19 protein-coding genes are annotated in these 24,037 nt (G+C 65.8%); 17 read left to right on the forward strand and 2 right to left on the reverse strand.

Annotated elements, in window-relative coordinates; translation table 11 throughout:
- Nucleotides 1-2 precede the first annotated feature (2 nt).
- The 8 genes from AC1MCA_RS16455 to AC1MCA_RS16490 all read left to right on the forward strand — a co-directional run bounded on the left by AC1MCA_RS16455 (nucleotide 3) and on the right by AC1MCA_RS16490 (nucleotide 7,666).
- On the forward strand, nucleotides 3-389 hold the full coding sequence (locus AC1MCA_RS16455) for a hypothetical protein (RefSeq protein WP_479799232.1): 387 nt from the start codon (nucleotides 3-5) through the stop codon (nucleotides 387-389).
- Nucleotides 390-597: 208 nt separating this feature from the next.
- The gene (groES, locus tag AC1MCA_RS16460) at nucleotides 598-894 is read left to right on the forward strand and encodes a co-chaperone GroES (protein WP_108598130.1); all 297 of its coding nucleotides are present in this window, start codon (nucleotides 598-600) and stop codon (nucleotides 892-894) included.
- Between the two features lie 78 nt (nucleotides 895-972).
- Nucleotides 973-2,583: a chaperonin GroEL gene (gene groL / locus AC1MCA_RS16465; RefSeq protein ID WP_479799233.1), complete on the forward strand. Its 1,611-nt coding sequence runs from the start codon at nucleotides 973-975 to the stop codon at nucleotides 2,581-2,583.
- Nucleotides 2,584-2,788: 205 nt separating this feature from the next.
- On the forward strand, nucleotides 2,789-4,309 hold the full coding sequence (locus AC1MCA_RS16470) for an ATP-dependent DNA ligase (RefSeq protein WP_479799234.1): 1,521 nt from the start codon (nucleotides 2,789-2,791) through the stop codon (nucleotides 4,307-4,309).
- A 154-nt stretch (nucleotides 4,310-4,463) separates the two neighbouring features.
- Complete coding sequence (locus AC1MCA_RS16475) at nucleotides 4,464-6,098, forward strand: helix-turn-helix transcriptional regulator (RefSeq protein ID WP_479799236.1); 1,635 nt, start codon at nucleotides 4,464-4,466, stop codon at nucleotides 6,096-6,098.
- A 104-nt stretch (nucleotides 6,099-6,202) separates the two neighbouring features.
- A complete protein-coding gene (locus AC1MCA_RS16480; RefSeq protein WP_479799238.1) occupies nucleotides 6,203-6,517 on the forward strand; it encodes a hypothetical protein in 315 nt (104 codons plus the stop codon).
- A gap of 28 nt (nucleotides 6,518-6,545) precedes the next feature.
- Nucleotides 6,546-7,175 (forward strand): NAD(P)-binding domain-containing protein, encoded by a 630-nt coding sequence (locus AC1MCA_RS16485; protein WP_479799240.1) that lies wholly within the window; start codon nucleotides 6,546-6,548, stop codon nucleotides 7,173-7,175.
- Nucleotides 7,172-7,666 (forward strand): hypothetical protein, encoded by a 495-nt coding sequence (locus tag AC1MCA_RS16490; RefSeq protein ID WP_479799242.1) that lies wholly within the window; start codon nucleotides 7,172-7,174, stop codon nucleotides 7,664-7,666. The genes AC1MCA_RS16485 and AC1MCA_RS16490 overlap by 4 nt, the downstream gene beginning before the upstream one ends.
- Here AC1MCA_RS16490 and AC1MCA_RS16495 read toward each other — a convergent pair.
- Nucleotides 7,635-8,603 carry a DUF389 domain-containing protein gene (locus AC1MCA_RS16495; RefSeq protein WP_479799246.1) on the reverse strand — a complete coding sequence of 323 codons (969 nt, stop codon included), beginning with the start codon at nucleotides 8,601-8,603 and terminating at the stop codon, nucleotides 7,635-7,637. The two genes, AC1MCA_RS16490 and AC1MCA_RS16495, sit on opposite strands and share 32 nt — an antisense overlap.
- Nucleotides 8,604-8,904: 301 nt before the next feature.
- On the opposite strand from AC1MCA_RS16495, the gene guaB reads away from it, so the two are divergent.
- Together guaB and AC1MCA_RS16505 are read left to right on the forward strand one after the other, a co-directional pair.
- Complete coding sequence (gene guaB, locus AC1MCA_RS16500) at nucleotides 8,905-10,416, forward strand: IMP dehydrogenase (RefSeq protein WP_439434662.1); 1,512 nt, start codon at nucleotides 8,905-8,907, stop codon at nucleotides 10,414-10,416.
- A 131-nt stretch (nucleotides 10,417-10,547) separates the two neighbouring features.
- Complete coding sequence (locus AC1MCA_RS16505; protein ID WP_479799249.1) at nucleotides 10,548-12,407, forward strand: ABC transporter ATP-binding protein; 1,860 nt, start codon at nucleotides 10,548-10,550, stop codon at nucleotides 12,405-12,407.
- On the opposite strand, the gene AC1MCA_RS16510 is transcribed toward AC1MCA_RS16505, so the two are convergent.
- Entirely contained in the window at nucleotides 12,393-13,013 is a 621-nt protein-coding gene (locus tag AC1MCA_RS16510; protein WP_479803437.1) for a hypothetical protein, read from the reverse strand. The genes AC1MCA_RS16505 and AC1MCA_RS16510 overlap by 15 nt on opposite strands.
- 109 nt (nucleotides 13,014-13,122) lie before the next feature.
- Between AC1MCA_RS16510 and AC1MCA_RS16515 the strand changes: the two genes are divergently transcribed.
- The 7 genes from AC1MCA_RS16515 (at nucleotide 13,123) to AC1MCA_RS16545 (ending at nucleotide 24,017) form a co-directional block, all read left to right on the forward strand.
- Complete coding sequence (locus tag AC1MCA_RS16515; protein ID WP_479799252.1) at nucleotides 13,123-14,259, forward strand: GuaB3 family IMP dehydrogenase-related protein; 1,137 nt, start codon at nucleotides 13,123-13,125, stop codon at nucleotides 14,257-14,259.
- Nucleotides 14,260-14,349: 90 nt separating this feature from the next.
- The gene (locus AC1MCA_RS16520; RefSeq protein ID WP_479799255.1) at nucleotides 14,350-16,089 is read left to right on the forward strand and encodes a glycerol-3-phosphate dehydrogenase/oxidase; all 1,740 of its coding nucleotides are present in this window, start codon (nucleotides 14,350-14,352) and stop codon (nucleotides 16,087-16,089) included.
- 46 nt (nucleotides 16,090-16,135) lie between these two features.
- Nucleotides 16,136-16,624 carry a PTS sugar transporter subunit IIA gene (locus AC1MCA_RS16525; protein ID WP_479799260.1) on the forward strand — a complete coding sequence of 163 codons (489 nt, stop codon included), beginning with the start codon at nucleotides 16,136-16,138 and terminating at the stop codon, nucleotides 16,622-16,624.
- A gap of 117 nt (nucleotides 16,625-16,741) precedes the next feature.
- Entirely contained in the window at nucleotides 16,742-17,593 is an 852-nt protein-coding gene (locus AC1MCA_RS16530) for an SURF1 family protein (RefSeq protein ID WP_479799264.1), read from the forward strand.
- A complete protein-coding gene (locus AC1MCA_RS16535) occupies nucleotides 17,590-18,090 on the forward strand; it encodes a DUF3817 domain-containing protein (protein WP_479799268.1) in 501 nt (166 codons plus the stop codon). The genes AC1MCA_RS16530 and AC1MCA_RS16535 overlap by 4 nt, the downstream gene beginning before the upstream one ends.
- A gap of 76 nt (nucleotides 18,091-18,166) precedes the next feature.
- Nucleotides 18,167-19,756 (forward strand): glutamine-hydrolyzing GMP synthase, encoded by a 1,590-nt coding sequence (gene guaA / locus AC1MCA_RS16540; RefSeq protein WP_479799273.1) that lies wholly within the window; start codon nucleotides 18,167-18,169, stop codon nucleotides 19,754-19,756.
- A 130-nt stretch (nucleotides 19,757-19,886) separates the two neighbouring features.
- A complete protein-coding gene (locus tag AC1MCA_RS16545; RefSeq protein ID WP_479799276.1) occupies nucleotides 19,887-24,017 on the forward strand; it encodes an AAA family ATPase in 4,131 nt (1,376 codons plus the stop codon).
- Nucleotides 24,018-24,037: the final 20 nt, after the last annotated feature.

The following is a 24,037-nucleotide window of genomic DNA, read 5'->3' on the forward strand; positions in this document are numbered from 1 at the left end:
GCATGACAGACAGTGCAGGCAGCCAGCCGTCCGAACCGCCCCGATCCACGAATGCGGACCTGGTGAAGTTCGCCCGCCCGGCGCTGATTGCCGGTTCTGCCGTGGCTGTGGTCTGCATCGCGCTGCTGGTCATCATCTTCTTCCTGGACACCTTCAACGCCACGGTCTACTCGGTGGGCGGCAAGGACATCCAGGACGCAACGGACGAAGCACGTGACATTCGCGGCCTCTACGCAGGGGCCCGCATCGGCGGGATCATCCTGCTGGTCATCTCGCTGCTGGCCGCCATAGGCGCCGCAGTGGTGCTGTACCTCAAGCGCGGCACCACCACTGACGGAACCGGGGACGGCGACGAGGACGTCGATTTCGAGGACCTCGCAGGGCGTTGAGGCTGTTCACTGGGGACATAATTCTGGCACTCGCCTTGACCGAGTGCTAACTACTTACATAGAGTCGTCATTAGCACTCTCCCTAGGAGGGTGCTAACACATGAAGAGCTTTCAGCCAGGCTGCTGCCGGCACCGCGACGACGGTCAGCCAGCCACGGCGGAACAGTTTTCCAGTCCATAAATTTGCTGACGTAAAGGAGAGGTCCGAGTGTCGGTCTCTATTAAGCCTCTTGAGGATCGTATTGTTGTCCGCCCGCTCGAAGCCGAGCAGACCACGGCTTCCGGCCTGGTTATCCCGGACTCCGCACAGGAGAAGCCGCAGGAAGGCGAAGTTGTTGCAGTAGGCCCCGGCCGCTTCGATGACAACGGCAACCGCGTTCCCCTCGATGTTGCCATCGGCGACGTCGTTATCTACTCGAAGTACGGCGGAACCGAAGTCAAGCACAGCGGCACCGAGTACCTCGTGCTCTCCGCCCGCGACGTCCTGGCGATCGTCGTAAAGTAACTCTTTGGATCCCCGCGCCGCTGAACCTGCACTCTGCCGGTCAGCTGCGCGGGGTTTCTGTCTTGAAAGGACAAAACCATGGCAAAGCAGCTTGCGTTTAACGACGCTGCCCGCCGGTCACTTGAAGCCGGCATCGACAAGCTCGCCAACACTGTCAAGGTGACGCTCGGCCCCCGCGGCCGCAACGTTGTTCTCGACAAAAAGTGGGGAGCACCCACCATCACCAACGACGGCGTCACCATCGCCCGTGAAGTTGAGCTTGATGACCCGTTCGAGAACCTTGGCGCACAGCTGGCCAAGGAAGTAGCCACCAAGACCAACGACGTTGCCGGCGACGGCACCACCACCGCCACCGTCCTCGCACAGGCACTGGTCAAGGAAGGCCTGCGCAACGTTGCTGCCGGCGCCGCTCCGGGCCAGATCAAGCGCGGCATCGAGGTTTCCGTTGAAGCCGTTGCCGCCCGCCTGCTCGAGAACGCACGCCCGGTTGAAGGCACCCAGGTGGCCAACGTTGCTGCCATCTCGGCCCAGAGCGACGAAATCGGCGAGCTCCTCGCCGAGGCATTCGGCAAGGTCGGCAAGGATGGTGTGATCACCATCGAGGAGTCCTCCACCACGCAGACCGAGCTGGTCCTCACCGAAGGCATGCAGTTCGACAAGGGCTACCTGTCCCCGTACTTCGTCACCGACGCAGAGCGCCAGGAAGCCGTCCTCGAGGACGCCCTCATCCTGATCAACCAGGGCAAGATCTCCTCCGTGCAGGAATTCCTGCCGCTGCTGGAAAAGGCGCTGCAGAGCTCCAAGCCGCTGTTCATCATTGCTGAAGACGTCGACGGCGAGGCCCTTTCCACGCTGATTGTGAACCGTATCCGCGGCACCCTGAACGTGGTTGCCGTCAAGGCTCCGGGCTTCGGCGACCGCCGCAAGGCCATGCTGCAGGACATCGCCACCCTCACCGGTGCACAGGTTGTCTCCGCGGAACTGGGCCTCAGCCTGGACACCGTTGGCCTTGAGGTGCTGGGTACTGCCCGCCGCATCACGGTCACCAAGGACAACACCACCATCGTTGACGGCGCCGGTTCCGCAGAAGACGTCGCAGCCCGGGTTTCCCAGCTGCGCGCCGAGCTGACCCGCACCGACTCCGACTGGGACAAGGAAAAGCTCCAGGAGCGCCTGGCCAAGCTGGCCGGCGGCATCGGCGTGATCAAGGTCGGCGCAGCCACCGAGGTTGAGCTGAAGGAAAAGAAGCACCGCATCGAAGATGCAGTGTCCTCCACCCGCGCCGCCCTCGAAGAAGGCATCGTGGCCGGCGGCGGTTCCGCGCTGATCCACGCACTGAAGGCCCTCGACGAGGATCCGGCAGTGAAGGCACTCGAAGGCGACGCCGCCGCAGCTGTGGGCATCGTCCGCCGCGCGCTGGTCCAGCCGCTGCGCTGGATCGCCCAGAACGCCGGCTTCGACGGTTACGTCGTCACGGCCAAGGTTGCCGAACTCGAAACCAACAACGGCTTCAACGCCAAGTCGGGCGAGTACGAGGACCTGATCGCCGCCGGTGTCATCGACCCGGTCAAGGTCACCCGTGCGGCCCTCCGCAACGCAGCCTCCATCGCCGCGCTGGTTCTCACCACCGAGACCCTCGTGGTGGAGAAGCCCGCAGACGAAGACGAGCACGCAGGCCACAGCCACTAAGCGCTACTGTCGCCCTCACCTCGCTTCGCGGGGCCGGGGGAGTCTGAACCAACGCGGGGTCACTCCCGGCCCAATGATGAACGATTTTTGGGCTGGGAGTGACCCCGCGTTGGCGTTAAAGACGGCGTGGGTCCGCAGCGTCTCCGCTAAAAACCGGTCCAGCATCGGCCGGGCCGGTTTTTTGCTGTCATGGCAGACTGGTGCCATGCTGCTCGACGAGCTCGTGAGAACCTCGGACACCGTCGCGTCCACCCGCTCCCGGCTCGCGAAAGTCGAGGCGCTGGCCGGCCTGCTGCGCCGGCTTGAGCCCGCGGACATTACGACGGCGGTCGGCCTCCTCACTGCCAGGCCGCGGCAGGGCAGGGTAGGAGTCGGCTGGCGTGGCATGGCGGCGGCCATGGGGGAGCCCGCAGCCGAGCCCGGTCTTACCGTCGCGGATCTCGATGCCGCCCTGGACCGGCTGCTTCTTCCCACAGGCGCCGGATCGGCGGCCGAGCGCGCCGCGACCCTCCGGCGGCTCACAGCGGCGGCCACCGCGGGCGAGCAGGCATTCATCGCCGGCGTGCTGCTCGGAGAACTCCGGACCGGTGCCCTGGAAGGGGTGCTGACCGATGCGATCGCCCGCGCCGCCGATCGCCCCGTTGAGGCCGTGCGGCGGGCGGCCATGCTTTCCGGAGATCTCGGCGGGACCGCCCTGCTGGCGATCACGGGCAGCCCGGCCCAGCTTGACGCCGTCGGCCTCGTCGTCGGCCGTCCCGTGCAGCCCATGCTCGCCTCCACAGCCTCAAGCGCCGGCGCGGCGCTGGAGGCCACGGGCGAGGCATCCGTGGAATACAAGCTCGACGGAGCACGCATCCAGGTCCATCGGGTGGGGGACGAGGTGCGGATCTACACACGCACCCTGGCTGACGTGACACACCGGCTTCCCGAAGTGGTGGAGGTGGTGCGCGGACTTCCGGTGCGCGATGTGATTCTCGACGGCGAGACCCTCGCCCTCGACGAGGACGGTGGGCCACGGCCGTTCCAGCAGACGATGGCGCGGTTCGGCGCGGATTCAGCGCGTGCCACGGTGCTGCATCCGTGGTTCTTCGACGTACTTCACCTCGACGGGCGTGACCTGCTCGACGAACCGTTGTCCACGCGCATCGGCCTGCTCGAGCGGATCGCCCCCGGGCACCGGATCCCGGGGGAGATCACAGCGGATGTGGATGTCGCCGAGCGAGTCTCCCGCGAGGCACTCGCCGCAGGCCATGAAGGCGTGGTGGTGAAGGCGGTGGGATCGGCCTACGCAGCCGGCCGGCGTGGTTCCAACTGGATCAAGGTGAAGCCGGTGCTCACCTACGACCTGGTGGTCCTCGCCTGCGAATGGGGATCGGGACGGCGCACCGGGCTGCTATCGAACCTGCACCTGGGAGCCCTTGACCCTACCGGCGAGTTCGGCGAACCCGGCGGCTACGTGATGGTGGGCAAAACGTTCAAGGGCCTCACCGACGCGCTGCTGCGCTGGCAGACCGAGAGGTTCCAGGAGACTGAGGTGCGCCGCACGGCAGGCACGGTCTGGGTCACGCCCGTTACCGTGGTGGAGATCGCGATCGACGGCGTGCAGAGTTCCTCGCGCTATCCGGGCGGAATCGCCCTCCGGTTCGCACGCGTCAAGCGCTACCGCGACGACAAGACGGCAGCGGAGGCTGACACCATCCAGACGCTGCGCGCGTTGCTGCGGTAAGCCCGCGGCAGTACAGTTTTCGGTTCCATGCGGTACCCGCGGCCCGCTTGTGGACCGGGTTTGGCGGGCGTACCGTGACGCTTAAGTACCGTAGCGTCCAGCGCGCGTCACGGCGACGACGCCGGCTGGGCGGGCTGTGTCGGAGGAGGCCGGCGTGTCAACTGAAGCGGGCATCGACGAGGGCAGGGCCGCGTTCAGGGAACACCGGTGGACCGATGCCTTCAGGAGTTATTCCGACGCCGATCGGCGCGGCGGGCTTCCCGCGGCGGACCTTGAAAGGTTGGCCACCGCCGGGATTCTGACGGGCAACACCACCACAGGCCTGGACACCCTCACCCGCGCCCACGAGGAATATCTCGTCGTCGGCGATGTTGCGAGCGCTGCCCTGTGCGCGGGCTGGCTCGGCATGCAGCACATGTTCCAGGGGGACAATGCGCAGGCCGGGGGATGGTTTGCGCGTGGCCAGAGGCTCGCAGGAGAACTGGCCCAGCCAAACCCTGTGCAGGGATTCCTCATGGTGCCCGCGGCGCTGGGCAAACTCTACGGTGGTGATCCTGGAGGCGCCCTCGAGCTGTTCACCCAGGCCGCCGAGCTCGGCCGGAGGTTCCAGGAGAAGGACCTGTCCGCGCTGGGCCTGCTGGGAACCGGCCAGGCAACCCTGATGCTGGGGCGGGCGGACGAGGCGCTCAGCATGTTCGATGAAGTCATGGTCGCCGTGACATCAGGGGAGCTGTCCCCGATCCCGTCGGGCATCATCTACTGCGCTGTCATCGGAAACTGCCAGTTGGCTTTCGATCTGGAGAGGGCCCTGCAATGGACAGCGGCGCTTGACCGCTGGTGCAATGCCCGCCCGGACATGGTGTCTTTCAGTGGCCAGTGCCAGCATCACCGCGCTGAACTCTTCCGGCTCCACGGCGCCTGGGCCGAAGCGTTCGAGGCAGCCGCCAGGGCCCAGGAGCTGTCCGCAAGAGGCGATCCGCAGGCCCTCTACGGCGGTTACTACGAACAGGGCGAACTGGAGCTCCTGACCGGCAAACTCGACGCGGCCGAAGCGTCCTTCGGGCAGGCGGCAAGAAGCGGCTACGAACCGCAGCCTGGCCTCGCGCTCGTGATGCTGGCGCGCGGAAACGCCCACCAGGCGCAGGCCATGATCCGCCGGACCGCCAACGTGGCCGATCTGGCCACCCGCCGGCATCTCCTGCCGGCCCTGGTGGACATTGAACTTGCTGCCGGGGATCTGGAGGCGGCACGGCTGTGGGCCGCCGAGCTCGATTCCTTTGCCCGGGAGACCCCCATGCCTATGGTCCGGGCGGCGGCTGGACAGGCCGGCGGTGCGGTCCGGCTGGCTGAAGGCGATCCAGCAGGAGCGACGCAGTCACTGCGGCAGGCCTGGCGGCTCTGGCAGCAGCTGGGCGTTCCCTACGAGGCGGCCCGCTGCAGGGTTTTGATCGGCCGTGCCTGCCGGGACCTTGGGGACGAACCCTCCGCGCTCATGGATTTCGAGGCAGCACATGCCCAGTTCCTCGAACTTGGAGCGGGACCGGCGGCAGCTTGGGCGGCAACCCTGATGCGGGAAGACGCCCAGAGCGCCACCGGAGGCCTGACCCCACGGGAAACTGAAGTAATCCGGCTGGTTGCATCCGGAAAGGGCAACCGTGCCATCGCCGCTGAGCTTTACCTCAGTGAGAAGACTGTGGCACGCCACATCAGCAATATCTTCCTCAAGCTCGGAATCTCCTCCAGGTCTGCCGCCACCAGCTATGCCTACGAGCACGGCCTCGCCGGCTAAACGCTGACGCCCCGGAACTGCATAAAAATACCCACACACTCCCGGGCCGGAATTACACGGTTTGGCCGACGCGGGCACTGGGCCCGCGCTCGTAGCCTCAAAACATGAACCTTCCAGTGCTTGCCGGAACCCTCTCGACAGTCCTCTTTGCCCTGGGCATGCTGCCGATGCTTCTCAAAGCTGCGCGCACCAAGGACCTGGCCTCCTACAGCCTCGGCAACCTGGTGTTGAGCAACGTGGCCAACGCCGTGCACTCCATTTACGTCTTCAACCTTCCTGCCGGTCCCATCTGGGTTCTCCACCTGGCTTACATCCTGGCTTCCGGGCTGATGCTGGCCTGGTGGGTGCGCTACCGGGATACAGGCCGGGGGCAGAACGGGGACGTGCCGGCGGCCAGCGTGGAGAGTTCAGTCAGGTGAATGCAACAGGCCAAGGAGGAGATCAGTCATGAACAACGAAAGCGGAACCACCAACCGGTCCGGCACTGTGCTGGACACACTGGTGATCGGCGGCGGACAGTCAGGTCTGGCGATGGGTTACTACCTGTCGCGCCAGAACCGGAAGTTCCTGATCCTGGATGAGAACAGGAGGATCGGCGACGCGTGGCGGGAACGGTGGGACTCCCTTCGCGTCTTCACGCCGGCAAAGTATGACGGGCTGCCGGGCATGGCCTTCCCCGGAGATCCGCTGGCTTTCCCGTCAAAGGACGAATTGGCCGAATTCTTTGAAGGATATGTTGCCCGCTTTGACCTACCGGTACAGACAGGACTGCGGGTGGAACGGCTGTGGCGTGAAGGGGACCGTTACCTGGCCGCCTCCAATGGCCACCGCTGGGAAGCCCATAACGTTGTCGTGGCCAACGGCTCGGAGCGCTGCGCAAAGGTCCCCCGCTTCGCGGCGGAATTGGCGCCATCCATCGTGCAGTTCCATTCCAGCGCCTACAAAACGCCGGGCAGCTGCAGGAAGGCCCGGTCCTGGTGGTGGGGCTGGGAAACTCGGGCGCAGAAATCGCCTTGGAAGTCAGCCGCTCCCACCCCACCCTGGTCGCCGGGAAACCAGCGGGAGAAATCCCCGTGAAGCATGGACGGACGGCAGCCCGCTTTGTCCTGCCGGTGATCCGCTTCGCCGGGCTGTACGTCCTGAACCTCGGTACGCCGGTGGGCCGGAAGGCCGCCCCGGCTCTTACAGCCCACGGGGCGCCCCTGATCCGCACCAGGGCCAAGGACCTCACCAGTGCCGGAGTGGAGTTCGTCCCACGGGTCACAACGGTGGAGAACGGGTTGCCGGTGCTGGAGGACGGTACCCGGGCCGAAGTGGCCAACGTGATCTGGTGCACCGGGTTCCAAACGGAATTGGGCTGGATCGACGCGGACTTGCAAGCCGACGGCGGGATGCCGCGGCAGTACCGGGGCGTAGCGCTTGATTCGCCCGGCCTGTTCTTCCTGGGGCAGAAATTCCAGTATGCGGCCGCCTCCGCTACGCTGCCCGGTGCCTGCCGCGACGCACGTTACCTGGCATCAAAGATCCCGGCCCCGATCATCCTGGGGTCCGCCGTTGCTGCCACCTGAGCTGGCGCGCCGTCGACTCCGGCAGCCGTTTGGTGACCACCCGGTAGAACAGGAGGACCGCCACGGCGGCCACGACGATACCGACGAGGTTCAGTAACAGTTGGAACGCTGACCCGGCCGCCTTCTGGAACTCGCCCAACACCAGCGCCACCGCCACGAATCCGGCCGCGGGGACCGTAGTGACCGAAATAAAGACGCCGATGAGCGCCGCCGAACGACGGCTGATGACCGACAGCATCCCGGCGGCTCCGGCCAGGACCGCGACGATCAGTGAATACGGACCCGGATGGTAAATGAACTCGACGGCGGACCCCTTATCCAGAACATCGGCCGGGAAGAGCCCGAGCGGGACGGACAGCCAGGCAGTCAGGGCCGCCAGCAGCATGGCCACCGGGAAACCGACGCCAAGTGCGACGGCGGCCCTCCTCCCCAGCCTCCATTGGCCCCGGGCAACTGCCACCGCCAGTGCAGCCAGGGGACCGAACTCCGGCCCCACCGCCATCGCGCCCACAATGGCGATCGTCGAATTGGTCACGATGCCGATCGCAGCGAGCTGGGTGGCCAGGACGAGAAAGGCCAGGTAGCTCCATGTCAGCCGTGAGTCCTCGCCGGTCTGGCGCGTAACCTCATCCCAAATCAAGGCGTCGGCACCGTCCCCCGGGGCAGAGGATTCCGCCTGGTCAGCGCGCCGGGACAGTACGAGCTCGGGCATTGAGATCAGGATCGACCCCTCATCCCGGACCTTCAGGACCTCGAGTTTCTCAAGGAGTGCCTCCACCGATTCCCTGGCGATCTGGAGCTCGATGACATCACCTGGCGGCACCAGGGACGCGCCGGGAAAGAAGGCCACGTCGGCCGTACCCGTGTGGTCCCGGCAAGTCTTCAGCGTTACTGCCGACAACTGTTCCGGCACGCAAACCCGCAGCTGGACAATCACTCCGGCTCCCTTCCCTGGTTGTGGCCAGCTTAGTTTGTGCGCTGCGCAGGACCGTGATGGTTGTGACGCGGCTGAAACCACGCCGGGCCTGATGACAGCGCGTGCGGTTGCTCACACTGGTCTCCCGGAATAGGGGGATCGGCCCGGAGGTTCTAATATTTACTCAACGCTTTGACGCATGGTTCCCGTGTGTTGAGCAACCGACTTGTTAAGGCCCTGCACGGACCAGTCCCGTAATGACGGGCTGGTCATTAGCTGCAACCCCTACCCGTGACCAGTAACCAAGGTAAGAGGCGCACTCATGACCCAGCCCGAGCACAATCCTTTCGGCTTCATCGGCCTGACCTACGACGACGTCCTGCTTCTCCCGGGACACACAGACGTTATCCCGTCCGACGCCGACACGTCCTCGCGGATCTCCAAGCGGATCACGGTCCACACCCCGCTGCTTTCCGCGGCTATGGACACTGTCACCGAATCGCGGATGGCCATCGCCATGGCACGCCAGGGCGGACTGGGCGTCATCCACCGCAACCTGTCCATCCAGGACCAGGCAGACCAGGTGGACCGGGTCAAGCGCAGTGAGTCCGGCATGATTACCAACCCGCTGACCATCGGCCCCGAGGCCACCCTGGCGGAACTGGACGAGATCTGTTCGCAGTACCGCGTCTCCGGCCTTCCCGTCGTGGATGAAGGCATGCGTCTCCTGGGCATCGTCACCAACAGGGACACCCGCTTTGTCCCGGAGGCCGACTTCCCGCTGCGGCTGGTCAGCGACGTGATGACCAAGATGCCGCTGGTCACCGGCCACGTCGGCATCAGCCGTGAGGAAGCCAGCCACAAGCTGGCTACGAACAAGATCGAAAAGTTGCCGCTCGTTGACGAGCAGGGCCGGCTCAAGGGCCTGATCACCACCAAGGACTTCACCAAGGCCGAGCAGTACCCGCTGGCCACCAAGGATGACGAAGGCAGGCTCCGCGTGGGCGCAGCCATCGGGTTCTTCGGTGACGGCTGGGAACGCGCCATGGCCCTGATCGACGCCGGTGTCGACGCCCTGTTCGTCGACACCGCCAACGGCCACTCCCAGGGTGTGCTGGACATGATCCGCCGCCTGAAGTCGGATCCGCGGGCAGCGCATGTGGACATCATCGGCGGCCAGGCTGCCACCCGCGAGGGCGCGCAGGCATTGATTGACGCCGGCGCCGACGGCATCAAGGTGGGCGTTGGCCCGGGCTCCATCTGCACCACCCGCGTGGTGGCAGGCGTGGGTGTTCCGCAGATCACCGCCATCTACGAGTCCGCCAAGGCCGCCATCCCGGCCGGTGTTCCGCTGATCGCCGACGGCGGCCTCCAGTACTCCGGGGATATCGGCAAGGCGCTGGTTGCCGGCGCCGACACCGTGATGCTCGGTTCGCTGCTGGCAGGCTGTGACGAATCGCCGGGCGAGCTGATCTTCGTGAACGGCAAGCAGTTCAAGAGCTACCGCGGCATGGGCTCACTCGGCGCTATGCAGTCCCGCGGCAAGAACACGTCCTACTCCAAGGACCGCTACTTCCAGGCTGACGTGTCCGGTGATGACAAGCTCATCCCCGAGGGCATCGAAGGCCGCGTGGCCTACCGCGGCCCGCTCGCCTCCGTTGCTTACCAGCTGGTGGGCGGCCTCCGCCAGACCATGTTCTACACCGGTGCGCCCACCATCCCGGAGCTCAAGGCCCGCGGCAAGTTCGTCCGTATCACCCCGGCCGGGCTCAAGGAATCCCACCCGCACGATATCCAGATGACGGTGGAGGCCCCGAACTACGGTTCACGCTAGTCCCCAGCGCCTCCCTGACCTTGCTTCGCTGCGGCCAGGGAACCCGGGCGCCGTGGGCCCACCACCGGTATAGGCCGCGGGGAACATTTCCGCGGCCTGTTTGCTTCTGCCCGCCAGACTAGGCTGAATCCATGTCCGAACCCCGCCACCCTGCCGAACTGAACCCCAAGAGGGATGCGCGCCGGCGTTTGGCCCTGAGGCCCTATGCCCGGGCCGTGGCACAGGTGCTGCGCGTCAGCTTCCGGGCCTCTCCGGCCGCCGTCGTGATGAAGGTTGCGGGGTCGCTGATCTCGGCCATGCTGCCGCTGGTGACCACGTACTTCGCGGCACTCACCACCACGGCACTGGCTGCCGCGTACTCAGGGGATGCCGCCGCAGGCCAGCAGGCCATTGTCTACGTCATCATCACCGCTGCCCTGGGCCTGTTCTGGGGTGCCTTCAGCAGCGTGGACCGCTACATCCAGCAGCTGATGAGCTTCAAGGTGGGCGCCATCGTGGGCGACCAGATGTACGAGCGCTTCCTGGCTCTGGAGTTCTGGCGCTACGACGACAAAGAGACCGTGGACCTGTACGACCGCGCCAAGCGGTTCTCCGATTCCTACGCCAGGGTGCTGGACCGCATCGCCGCGATCTTCACCCAGCTGGTCTCGGTGATCCTGGCGATCGGTGCCCTGCTGCTGGTCAGCTGGTGGATCGCGGTGATTGTGCTCATCGCGATTGTGCCCAGCGTCTACCTGCAGTTCAAGCTCTCGCGCGAACAGATCGCCCACTGGAACACGCAGGTGGATTCGAGGCGCCAGCGCCGGATGATCGAAACGAACCTGCTTCGCCCGCAGCACATCGCCGAGATGCGCCTGTACGGGATTGTGGGCTACCTGATGGACTTCAGGTCCCGGCTGCGGGATGCTGACGAACGCCGGCGCCTGGACTTCCAGAAACGCTACATCCCCAAGCAGTTGGCCGCCGACGCCCTGCAGTATGGCGCCGAAGTGGTGTCGCTGATCTGGGTGGTGGGGCAGATCATCGCCCGCGCCCAGCCGGTGGGCCAGTTCCTTTACGTCCAGCAGATCGTCAGCCGCGCCCTGTCCACGGCCAACAACCTGGTGTCGTCGTTGAGCTCGATCGACGAGGACCTGGCGAACCTCAAGGACTACGAGGTGTTCATGGCGTTGCCGGTCCACTCCAGCCATGCCCCGCCGCTGCTGCAGGCACCTAAGACCGTCGAGCTCCGGGACATCCGTTTCACCTACACCGGCAGCGATCTGGAAGTGATCCGCGGCATCAGCATGACCATCCGGGAGGGCCAGCACATTGCCATCGTGGGGGAGAACGGCGCCGGAAAGTCAACCCTGATCAGGATCCTGGCCGGGCTGTACGCCCCGGACTCCGGGCAGGTAATGCTCGACGGCGTCGATCTCGCCGCCGTCGATGTCACCTCGTGGCACCGCCATCTGGCCGTGCTGAGCCAGGAGTTCCTGAAGTACGAGTTTGCTACAGCTGCGGACAACATCCGCTTCGGCGACGTCGATTCGCCCCGGGACGATGACCGGATCCGGCGGGCGGCGGCAGACGCCGAGGCCCTTGAGTTCATCAACAAGCTGCCCAACGGCCTGGACAACCACGTCAGCAACTGGATGGAGGATCCGCGCGGACGGAAGGGCAGCGGACTCTCCGGCGGGCAGTGGCAGCGGCTCGCCATGGCACGGAACTTCTACCGGAACGCCGAATTCATGGTGATGGACGAGCCAACCTCGGCCATCGACGCGCTCGCCGAGCACCGCATTTTCACCCGGCTGTTCGCCGACCGCGGCAGCACTATCATCGCCATCAGCCACCGGCTCGCCACCATCGAAAAGGCCGACATCGTCTACATGCTCGAGGACGGCCGGATCGTGGAGGAGGGCACCCACAAGGAACTGGTGGCCATGCGGGGCCGCTACTTCAGGATGTTCGAATCCCAGTTGAGTGTTGAGGAGTCAGAAGGGGTCTGAAACTGGTTCCACCACGGTGGTGCGGACCCGGGCAAGGCTGGGCCGCGGCGGGACGCTGCTGAACCCGAATGTCACACCGGGCCGGACGGGAGCCAGCGCCCCGGCGTCCACGCAGTCCCAGCTCACGACGGCGGAGCTGATGTGGTGCAGATCGCTGACCCCGTAAAACTCACGCCTGCCGCTGCCGGCAGTTCCCGAGGTCCGGGCGCCCGGGCTGAGCACTGCCGCGGCAGGACTGATCGCCCGCAACCATGCCGGATGCACGGCGAGGGGCCGCGGTACTGCCCGTAACGCGGTGCCAAGGAGGGTCCTGCGTCCCATTCCGGCCCGCAGCCCCAGCGGGCCGGCGTCGACCTTTAACTGCCCATCCGCCAGGCGTGCGCCCACCTCCACCACCATGACTTCGTCAAAGCTGTACGTGAAGGAGATAAAGCCGGCCACTTCCCGTGTGGGGGCGAGCAGCACACGGTGCCCTGAGGGGTGCTGGACCATGACGTCGGCAAAGGCCCCGAAAGGGGACTGCTGCCAGAGCCCCACGACCGCCCGCAGTCCCGTGGCGGTGCCGATGCCGGCGATGTGCCCGTCGAAGATCCAGCGTTTGCCCATCCCCACCAGCACCCTCACCTTGCAGTTCGGCCAGGGAACCCCGCTGGCGTGGGCCCAGTCTATGCCGCCGGGTCCCGGGGGAGCGGCGCCGCTGGGATAACCTAGAGCAGTGACTTACGAGATCGAGATCGGCCGTGGCAAGCGTGGGCGTCGTGCCTACTCCCTGGATGACATTGCGATTGTCCCCAACCGTCGCACCCGCGACCCCAAGGACGTGTCTGTCTCATGGCAGATCGACGCCTATAAGTTCGACATGCCGGTGATCGCCGCCCCGATGGACTCGGCCATGTCCCCGGAAACGGCCATCGCCCTGGGCCGGCTCGGCGGACTTGGCGTGCTGGACCTTGAGGGCCTCTGGACCCGCTACGAAAACCCGCAGCCCGTCCTGGACGAAATCGGCGCCCTTGAGGATGAGACCAACAGCCCGGCCGTGACCGGCCGCATGCAGGAGCTCTACCGCGCCCCCATCCAGCCGGAACTCATCACCTCGCGGCTGGCTGAAATCCGGGCCGCCGGCGTCACCGTTGCGGGGTCGCTGACGCCCCAACGCACCCAGGAACACTACAAGACCGTGGTGGCCGCCGGCGTCGACATCTTTGTTATCCGCGGCACGACTGTCTCTGCCGAGCACGTCTCGAAGGACCACGAACCGCTGAACCTCAAGCAGTTCATCTACGAACTGGACGTGCCCGTCATTGTGGGCGGCGCGGCAGGCTACACCCCGGCGCTGCACCTGATGCGGACCGGCGCCGCCGGCGTCCTGGTCGGGTTCGGCGGCGGAGCCACCACCACCACGCGGCGGGCCCTGGGAATCCACTCGCCCATGGCCTCCGCCATCTCCGACGTCGCGGCCGCCCGCCGCGACTACATGGATGAATCCGGCGGGCGCTACGTCCATGTGATTGCCGACGGCGGCATGGGAAGCTCCGGCGACATCGTCAAGGCAATCGCCATGGGCGCCGACGCCGTGATGCTGGGCAGTGCCCTCGCCAGGGCGGAAGAGGCTCCGGGCAAGGGCTGGCACTGGGGCCAGGAGGCCCACCACCTGGAACTGCCGCGCGGGGACCGCGCCAATGTGGGCACGGTGGGGCCGCTCGAAGAGGTTCTGTTCGGACCGGGCCACCACACCAACGGCACCTCAAACCTGATCGGTGCCCTGCGCCGGTCGATGGCCACCACCGGTTACTCGGACCTCAAGGAGTTCCAGCGCGTGGACGTCGTGGTTTCGCCGTACTCGGGTAACTGACACTCCACGCCTGGCGCAGCCGCATGCCCAACCATGCGGCAACGAAGTAGGGTGGTTTACGACCGGTAGCAGCGGCAACGGAGGCGTTCGATGAGCAGTGTTCCAAACCAGCGCGGGGCCCTCGGCCCCGAGGCACGGGAAGCATCCATTGCCCGGCTCAAGGCAACCGCCCTGCCTGGCAAGGAACTGGACATCCTCATCGTGGGCGGCGGAATTGTCGGCACCGGAGCGGCCCTGGATGCTGTGACACGCGGCCTCAGCGTGGGAATCGTGGAGGCAAGCGACTGGGCGGCGGGGACCTCGTCCCGGTCTTCCAAACTGATCCACGGCGGGCTCCGCTACCTTGAGATGCTGGATTTTGGGCTGGTCAAGGAGGCGCTGCACGAGCGCGGACTGCTGCTGTCCGAACTCGCCCCGCACCTGGCCCGTCCCGTGCCGTTCCTGTATCCGCTCACCAAACCCTTCCTTGAGCGGCCCTACGTAGGGGCCGGCATCGCGCTCTATGACCTGCTGTCGATCTCAGGCGGCCACAGCCGGGGTGTGCCGTTCCACAAACACCTCAGCCGGCGGGGCACGCTCAGGGCTGCCCCCAGCCTGAAAAAGGATGCCTTCGTGGGCTCCATCCGGTATTACGACGGCCAGGTGGACGACGCCAAGTACGTGGCCAACCTGATCCGGACAGCGGCCCACTACGGCGCCCATGCGGTCAACCAGATGGCAGTGGTGAGTTTCCTCCGTGAAGGTGAACGCGTGGTCGGGGCCAAGGTGGTCAACCATGAGGACGGCTCGCAGTTCAATATCAGGGCCAAGCAGGTCATCAACGCCACCGGGGTGTGGACGGATGAAACCCAGGCCATGGTCACCGACCGTGGCCAGCTGAAGGTCAGGGCGTCCAAGGGCATCCACCTCGTGGTGCCCCGCGACCGTTTCCAGTCAACAGTGGGGCTGATCCTCCGCACCGAGAAATCTGTGCTGTTTGTCATCCCGTGGGGGCGGCACTGGATCATTGGCACCACCGACACCGACTGGAGCCTGGACAAGGCGCACCCGGCGGCGTCCAGCAAGGACATCGACTACATCCTTGACCACGTCAACCAGGTCCTCAAGCGCCCGCTGACCAGGGAGGACGTTGAAGGCGTCTACGCAGGCCTGCGTCCGCTGCTGGCCGGTGAGAACGACTCCACCGCCAAGCTTTCCCGCGAACACATCGTGGCCCACCCCGTACCGGGCCTGGTGGTGGTGGCCGGCGGCAAGTGGACCACCTACCGGGTCATGGCCAAGGACGCCGTTGACGAGGCCACCCGCACCATGGATGAGCGTGTCCCGCCGAGCTGCACGGAAACCATCCCGCTGCTGGGGGCCAGCGGCTTCAAGGCCGCCTGGAACCGCAGGAACCGGACCGCCGAAGAGTCCGGAGTCCACGTGGCCCGGATCGAGCACCTGCTCAACCGGTACGGTTCCATGACGCCGGAGGTGCTGGACCTCATCGCCCGCGATCCCGCCCTGGCAGAGCCGCTGCCCGGCGCCGACGACTACCTGCAGGCAGAGGCTGTCTACGCCGCGACCCACGAGGGCGCCCGGCATGTCAATGACGTGCTGACGCGCAGGACCCGCATCTCCATCGAGTCCTGGGACCGCGGTGTCACGGCGGTGCCTGTGGTCGCTAAACTGATGGGTGAAGTTCTTGGCTGGAGCGACGAACAGCGCGAACGCGAGATAAACCACTACATTGCACGCGTTGAAGCCGAACGGCTCAGCCAGCAGCAGCCGGACGACGAATCAGCTGACGCCGCGCGTCTCGGCGTCGACGACATCGTTCCCCTGCGCTGAAGGGCTGCGCGCATCAGCACTTCTCTCCTGACTGAAGGGACTCGCCTTGGCGGAACCACTTGACCGGTACGATGCCGATCTCACCACCCCCGAGATGGTGATCCTCGAGTTGGAGGCATCGGACAAGGCGGACGCTGCAACGCAGCTCGCGGAACGTCTCTTCGCAGCCGGCCGCGTCACGGACCTGCCCGGCTTCCTGGCGCATGTCAACGCACGTGAGCACCAGCTTGCCACCGGCCTCCCGGGAGGCATCGGCCTGCCCCACGCGCGCAGTGAATTCGTCTCGCGGACATCCATCGCCGTGGGGATCACCAAGTATGGGCACGCCCTGGATTTCGGTGCCGCCGACGGGCCCGCCACGGTGATCCTGCTGATCGCCACCCCGGCGAGCTCGTTCTCAGACCATTTGGAAGTCCTCGCCACGCTGGCGCGCTCGCTGTCCAAGGAGTCCTTCCGGGAGTCGCTGCGGCGGGCCTACGATGCCGAAGTCATTGCCGAGCTCATCAACTCCAGCCTGGTGTTCTTCGACCACTGAGATTGGGGCAGGCCCTTTCGTGTCGACTCCGTCGCCACGCAGGGACCCTCTTGCCCCACTCTGCGCAGCGAACGCTGCGTTTAGTTGTTCTACAGCGGAACGAAGTACGGTTAAGACGTGTGGAAAACAGCCCTTAAGCCCCGATGGATCGCAGGCCTGGTCTTCGCGATCCTCATCTCCGGGGTGTTCGTCCTGCTCAGCCAGTGGCAGTTCGGGCGGTCCACCACTCCCGAAGTCCCGGATAACCCTGCCACCGAACAGGTGAAGGCACTCACCGCCACACTTCAGCCGGGCGATTTCTTCCCCGGTTCGGTGGCTGATCAGATGGTCACCGCCGACGGATCCTACGATCCCGCCAAACAGGTTCTGGTTCCGGACCGGCTGAAGAACGGCCAGAGCGGCTACTGGGTGGTTTCCGCTTTTGCCGTGACCGGTGCGCCTGCGCTCAGCGGCTCAGCCGCCACCGCACAGACCTGGATCCCCGTGGCCCGCGGCTGGGTTGCCGATCCCGACGACGCCGGCGCACCGCCGTCGGGCGCCGTGAAACTTACCGGACGGCTGCTGCCGTCAGAATCACCGCTGCCGGCCACGGCACCTGGGCCCGGGCGTGCTTCCGCAGTATCCGTTGCCGAACTCATCAACTACTGGGATGTCAGCAGCTACCCGGGCTTTGTAGCCGCCACCGCCGAAGTGGCTGACGGCACGGACGTCAGCGCGGCCGCGGTCCCCGGGGCCCTGTTGCCGCTGGAAATCGGTCCCCAGCCTCCCGCCGAGAAGGTCAACTGGCTCAACCTCTTCTACTCACTGGAATGGGTGGTCTTCGCCGGCTTCGCGCTGTTCATCTGGTGGCGGCTGGTCAAGGACGACTACCGGCGGGACCTCGAAGAGGAACTCGACGACGAAGCCCACCACCAGGCGGCGCCCAACCCCGCTGCTCCTGAACCGCACCAACAAAAGGTAACGCCATGATTGAACCTAAACCGGCCATCCAGCAGGGGACTGCGCAGGGAAAGACCAAGAAGCGCCGCTTCGGCGGAACAGAGCCGCAGATCCGCTCGGCCCTGAAGTTCTACAAGGTCCTGGCCTACCTCACCGGCGGCATGCTGCTGCTCCTGTGTGCGGAGCTGGTGGCCCGGTATGGCTTTGGCCAGTACCTGTTTGTCGGCGGTACCAACGCCGTCACCGGCCAGCCGTTCGGCCTGGGGTTCGCCGACGCCGAACCGCAGGGCGTGATCGGCGGCGCCAACATCTCCGTGGGCGTGCTGATTGTGCACGGCTGGATGTACGTGGTGTACCTGATCTCCAACTTCCGGCTGTGGACGCTCATGCGGTGGCCGTTCCTGAAGCTCATCCTGCTGGCACTGGGCGGCGTGGTCCCCTTCCTGTCCTTCATCGTGGAAAAGAAGTTCCACGCCGAGGTGGAAGCTGAACTGGCCGCCAACCCGCAGGCAGCCCAGCGGTACTGAAGAAAACCGAGTCTGCTCCGTCACACGGACGGCCCCAAATGTGCGGCCCCGGGACGGCGCCAAGTAGGCTAGTACGGTGACTACTCCCACTGCATCCCAGACTTCCCAGAAGCCGGTGCTGGTTGTTGACTACGGTGCCCAGTACGCGCAGCTGATTGCCCGCCGCGTCCGGGAAGCGAATGTGTATTCGGAAGTGGTTCCGCATACCTACTCCACCGAGCAACTCCTGGCCAAGAACCCCGCTGCCATCATCCTGTCCGGCGGCCCGGCCAGCGTCTACGCGGACGGTGCGCCCTCCGTCGGCGCCGACCTCTTCGAAGCCGGCATCCCGGTCTTCGGCATCTGCTACGGCTTCCAGGCAATGGCCAACGCATTGGGCGGGAAGGTCGATAAGACCGGCCTGCGCGAGTACGGCTCCACCCAGACCACCATCCTCGGCGAAGGCCGCTCGGTGCTCGAAGGTATGCCGCAGGCGCAGAACACCTGGATGAGCCACGGCGACTCGGTGCACGAGGCCCCCGAAGGCTTCGAGGTGCTCGCCACCACCGCCGGGGCTGAAGTTGCCGCTTTCGCCAACGAAGAGAAGTCCCTCTACGGCGTCCAATGGCACCCCGAGGTCAAGCACTCCGCCTACGGCCAGCAGGTTCTCGAGAACTTCCTGTTCAAGGGCGCCAAGCTGGAGCCCAACTGGACCACGGGGAACATCCTCGAGGAGCAGGTGGACCGGATCCGCAAGCAGATCGGCGATGCCCGGGTTATCTGCGGCCTCTCCGGCGGCGTTGACTCCGCTGTCGCCGCGGCTTTGGTCCAGCGCGCAGTCGGTGACCAGCTGACCTGTGTGTTCGTTGACCACGGACTGCTCCGCGAAGGCGAAGCCGAGCAGGTGGAACGCGACTTCGTTGCAGCCACCGGCGTCAAGCTATACGTGGCCAACGAGCAGGAGCGCTTCCTGTCCGCGCTGGCTGGCGTCAGCGATCCCGAAACCAAGCGCAAGATCATCGGCCGCGAGTTCATCCGCGCGTTCGAAGAGGCTGAGCTGGCCATCATCGCCGAGGCCGCGGCCCACGGCGAAAAGATCAAGTTCCTGGTCCAGGGCACCCTGTACCCGGACGTCGTGGAATCCGGCGGCGGCGAAGGTGCCGCGAACATCAAGAGCCACCACAACGTGGGCGGCCTGCCGGAAGATCTGCAATTCGAACTCGTGGAACCGCTGCGGGCACTGTTCAAAGACGAGGTGCGTGCAGTCGGCGCGCAGCTGGGCCTGCCCCAGGAAATCGTTGGCCGCCAGCCGTTCCCCGGCCCCGGCCTCGGAATCCGGATCGTTGGCGACATCACCCAGGAACGCCTTGACCTGCTCCGGAAGGCGGACGCCATTGCGCGCGCCGAACTGACGGCGGCCGGGCTGGACAACGAGGTTTGGCAGATGCCGGTGGTCCTGCTGGCCGATGTCCGCAGTGTGGGTGTCCAGGGCGACGGACGTACGTACGGGCACCCGATCGTGCTCCGTCCCGTCTCCTCCGAAGACGCCATGACAGCGGACTGGTCCCGGCTTCCCTATGACCTGCTGGCCCGCATTTCCAACCGCATCACCAACGAGGTGGACGGCGTCAACCGGGTAGTGCTGGACGTGACCAGCAAGCCGCCGGGCACCATCGAGTGGGAATAGCACTGTAAGTGGCCGGTCTCCGTCAGCGGAGACCGGCCACTTCTTTTTATCCTGAGAGAATCCCCCTAATTTGGCACCCACCAGTGTTGCGGTCGCTGATCCCGGCATCTTTGCGGCTACTCTCGAAAGCATGCCGGTATGGTCCAGGGCGTCACGTGCAAACGCAGAAAAGAAGGCAGTAGTGTCAGTTGGTCAAGGCCACCCGGAGGGTTCTGAGGAATTTGGAAAGTGGCTGTCCGGGCTCAAGCCCGTCACCGGGGCAGACACCATGCTTCGATTCACCAAAACCCCCGAAGGCTCCATCGACCTGACCCACGCCCACCCGTCGGGCCTGGCCCAGTTGATGGCCGGCCGCCGCACACGGCTGTCCACCCTGATCCGCGACCATCAGCAGTACGTGGTGGCTGCCCGGGCATCCCGGAACATCCGCTCCAAAATTTTCGAACTCTCCAATGACCGTGGCATTGATGCCGGGTATCTCTCCGCCGGCACCGTGGTGTGGACCTCGGCGGTGGGCGGCAAACCCCAGCGTGTTTCCTCCCCGGTCATGCTCACCGCGATCTCGCTGACTGTCCGCCCGGGCGAAGACGACTACGAACTGCAGCTCACCGAGCAGGCCCACATCAACCCTGCCCTGGTCCGCCACCTGAAAAACGTGCACGGCATCGTCTTCGACGTCAACGCCGTCACCCGCCTCGCATACAGCACCGCCCGCTTCGACCCGCAGCCCGTCCTGGACCGGCTCGCCACCCTTATCAGGCCCATCCATGGCGCCGAAGCGCAGCACAACCTGCTGGTCTCGACCTTCGCCGATCTGTCCGGCAACCTCGATGACCCCTGGATCAACGAGTCCAACCCGCTGGTGGCCGCACTGGCCAGGAGCGGCAACGGGGAAGTCTTTGACGTGGAAGAGCCGGACCCTTCCCGGTTCCCGGGCGTGGATAAGCGCCACCCGGCCGATGAACTCCTCCTGCTCGACGCCGACCCGGACCAGCAGTACGTCCTTGATGCCGCGAGTGCCGGTGAGTCGCTGGTGGTCAGCAGCCCTCCGGGCACGGGGCAGACGCAGACCGCCATCAACACCATCGGTGCCCTCGTTGACGCCGGAAGGTCGGTGCTGGTGGTCGGTGACCGCCGCGCCAGCCTGAACGAAGTTTCAGCCCAGTTGGAATCCCTCGGCCTGGAATCCATCCTGTTCCAGCTGTCCGGCACAGCCACACCCCAGCAGCTCAAGGCCCAGCTGGTGCGGGCCATCGTCCGGAACGAGAAATCCCTCGAACCGCACTTGGGGAACCTCCACAAGACCCTCACAGAGCACCGCCACGCCCTTATGGACCACGTGGCTTCGCTCCACAACGTCCGGCAGCGCTGGGGATGCTCGCCGTACCAGGCCATGCAGTCACTGGCTGAGCTGACCTCCATCCACCCTTCCCCCGCCACCACGGTGCGGCTCAAGCGGAGTGTCCTCGACAGCATCCGTGACCGGAATGAACTCGCGGGCCGGCTTAAGCGGGCCGCCGAGCTTGGCAGCTTCAGCCGGGCCTCCACCACCAGCCCGTGGCACGGGGCAAGGCTCCTCACCCGAAAGGAGACCGAGGAGGCCCAGGAACTCGCCCGCTCTGTCGCGAAGAACCTGCCTGCACTGCGCGAGAAGATGAACAGCGTGGCCGAACACGCGGAGATCCGGCTGGGAACCTCCTTTGCCGAGTGGGGCGAGCAGCTTGAACTCCTGATGGCCGTCCGGGAAAGCCTGGACAAGTTCACGCCGGACATCTTCGACAGGCCTGTCCACGACCTCATTTCGGCTACGGCATCTTCCGCGTGGCGGCGTGAGCGGAACATCGACATGGCCTCCATGCAGCGTTCCCGGCTGCGCCGGGTGGCCAAGGAGTATGTCCGCCCGGGTGTGCACATTGCCGACCTCCACAGCTCCCTTGTGCTGGTCCAGGAGCAGCGCGCCCTCTGGTCCGGCTACGCCACCTCCCAGCGCCACCCGGCAGTTCCTTCGGGGCTTGCCGAAATGAACGTCATGTACCGCTCGCTGGACCGTGAGCTGAGCCAGCTGGGTGACGCGCTGCGGCATACCGAAGCCGGCGGTTCGCTGGCCACGGCCCGCTATGAGGACCTGATGGAACGCCTTGAACGGCTGGTGGCGGACACCCAGACGCTCAAAACCCTTCCCGAGCGCACGCTTCTGGTCGAGAACATGCGCGAGCACGGGCTGGGCGAGCTTCTCGCCGATCTTGCCGACCGTGAAGTTCACGCCGAGTGTGTGGCCGCTGAGCTGGAACTTGCCTGGTGGCAGTCCGCCCTGGAAGCCATGATCAGTGGCGACGACTACCTTGCCATGTCCGACGGCGACGCCCTCCGGCAGCTTGAAGCCGAATACCGCCTTGCGGACAACGCCCACATTGCCAGCGGCGCCGCGCGCCTTCGCTGGGACCTCGCCGGGCGGTGGCAGGCCGCACTGGCCGAACACCCGCGTCAGGCCCAGTTGCTGCGGAGCCTGCTCAAGGACGGCAGGGTGACGCTCGCCGCGTTGACTGCGCAGGCCCCGGAACTGGTCCCCAAGCTGGTCCCGGTATGGTCCGTGAGCCCCTACCTCATGACAGGGCTTCTGCCGGCGGAACAGCGTTTCGATGCAGTGGTCATCCTGGATGCCGAGGCGACGTCCCTGCAGGCTGTCCTGCCCTCCATCGCCCGGGCAAAACAGGTCATCGCCTTCGGTGACGCCAAGATTGCCAGCCCCCGGACCTTCACCGTGGGCGTGGAGCGCCTCGCGGCCGGCGAATCGGCCCACCAGCGCGTCGAGAGCGCGTTCTCTGCACTTGCTTCCGTGCTGCCTGTCTGGCGGCTCAACTTTGTCTACCGGGCCGTGGACGAGGACCTGGTCCTGCAGCTCAGTAAGAACCATTACGACGGCGGCCTCCGCCGGCTCCCGGAGGGCCAGGCGGCCACGGGGCTGGACCGCGCACTGCTGGTGGAGTACCTGCCTGACGGGACGGGCCTGCCGAGCGCGGATCATGAAGGCGTCGAATCCGTTGTTGCAGAAGTCAACAAGGTGGTGCAGCTGGTCTTTGAGCACGCGCGGATGCGTTCGCGCACCTCGCTGGCTGTGGTCACGGCCAGCCTGCGGCACGCTGCCCGGATCGGTGAGGCCATCCGGCTTCAGCTGCCGAACCACCCGGGCCTGGCCAGTTTCTTCAGCGCAGGACCGGAATCGTTCCGTGTGGTTGACCTTGAACGGGCGCAGGGCCTGGTCCGCGACCACGTCATCTTTTCCCCCGGCTTCGGCCGCACCCCGCACGGCCGTGCCCTGCACAACTTTGGACCGCTCTCCGCCGAGGGTGGCAGGGAAAAATTTGCCTTGGCCATGACCCGGGCACGGCGTTCCCTGCACGTGCTGACATGCTTCCAGCCGGAAGACCTGGACCATACCCGCCTCTCGCACGGAGCCGTTGACTTCTACGAACTCCTGAACCGCGAGATTGCCGGGAAGACCGATCTCGGGACGCCGGCCTCCAGGGCTGCGGCAAGCGAGCAGGCTCTCGGGGCAGATCCGCTGGTTGCCGATCTGGGCGACAGGCTGCGTGCACGGGGTGCCCGTGTGTGGCACCAGTACGACGGCGTCATTGACGTGGTGGCGGCGGCCGACCCCCTGAGCACCATGGGGCAGGACGATGCAGAAGTTCCGCGGCCGGTGGCGATCGAATCTGATGGAACGGAGGTCTACCGGACCATGAGCGTCCGGGAGCGGAGCCGCCTCCGCCCGCAGCTCCTGGAACGGCTGGGATGGCGGTACATGCCGCTGTGGACCATCGAGGTGTTCACCGACCCGTCCGCCTGCGCGGACAGGATTGGAGGATACTTGGGGCTTGAGAACGTACTGTTGCCCGGCCGGACTTCTGCGGCTGGTTTCTTCGACGAGGACGTGGACCCGCTCGCGGTGGGTGCGGTTGGAGCCGAAGACCACGAACGCCCGGCAGCCAGGTACAGGAATGAGGACCGGGCCGCGCGTCTGGAGAGCAAGGAGGCGGTTGTAGTGAACCCGCAGAACACCGGTCAGGCCGATGGGCAGGATCAGGGGCAGGAACCTGAGGCGGACCCGGCGCAGGAATCTGCGACGGACCGGCCGCAGGCCCGCCCCGAAGGAATACTGCCGAACAAGGCTGCCGAAGATGACCCCAAAGCCTGGGGCGATGGCCCGGACAACGATCACGATGAGTGGCTGAAGGAAAACAAGCCGCCGCATTGGGGCTAAGCTGCCGGGTACGGTTGCAT

The sequence above is a fragment of the Arthrobacter sp. BK1 genome (genome assembly GCF_056680055.1).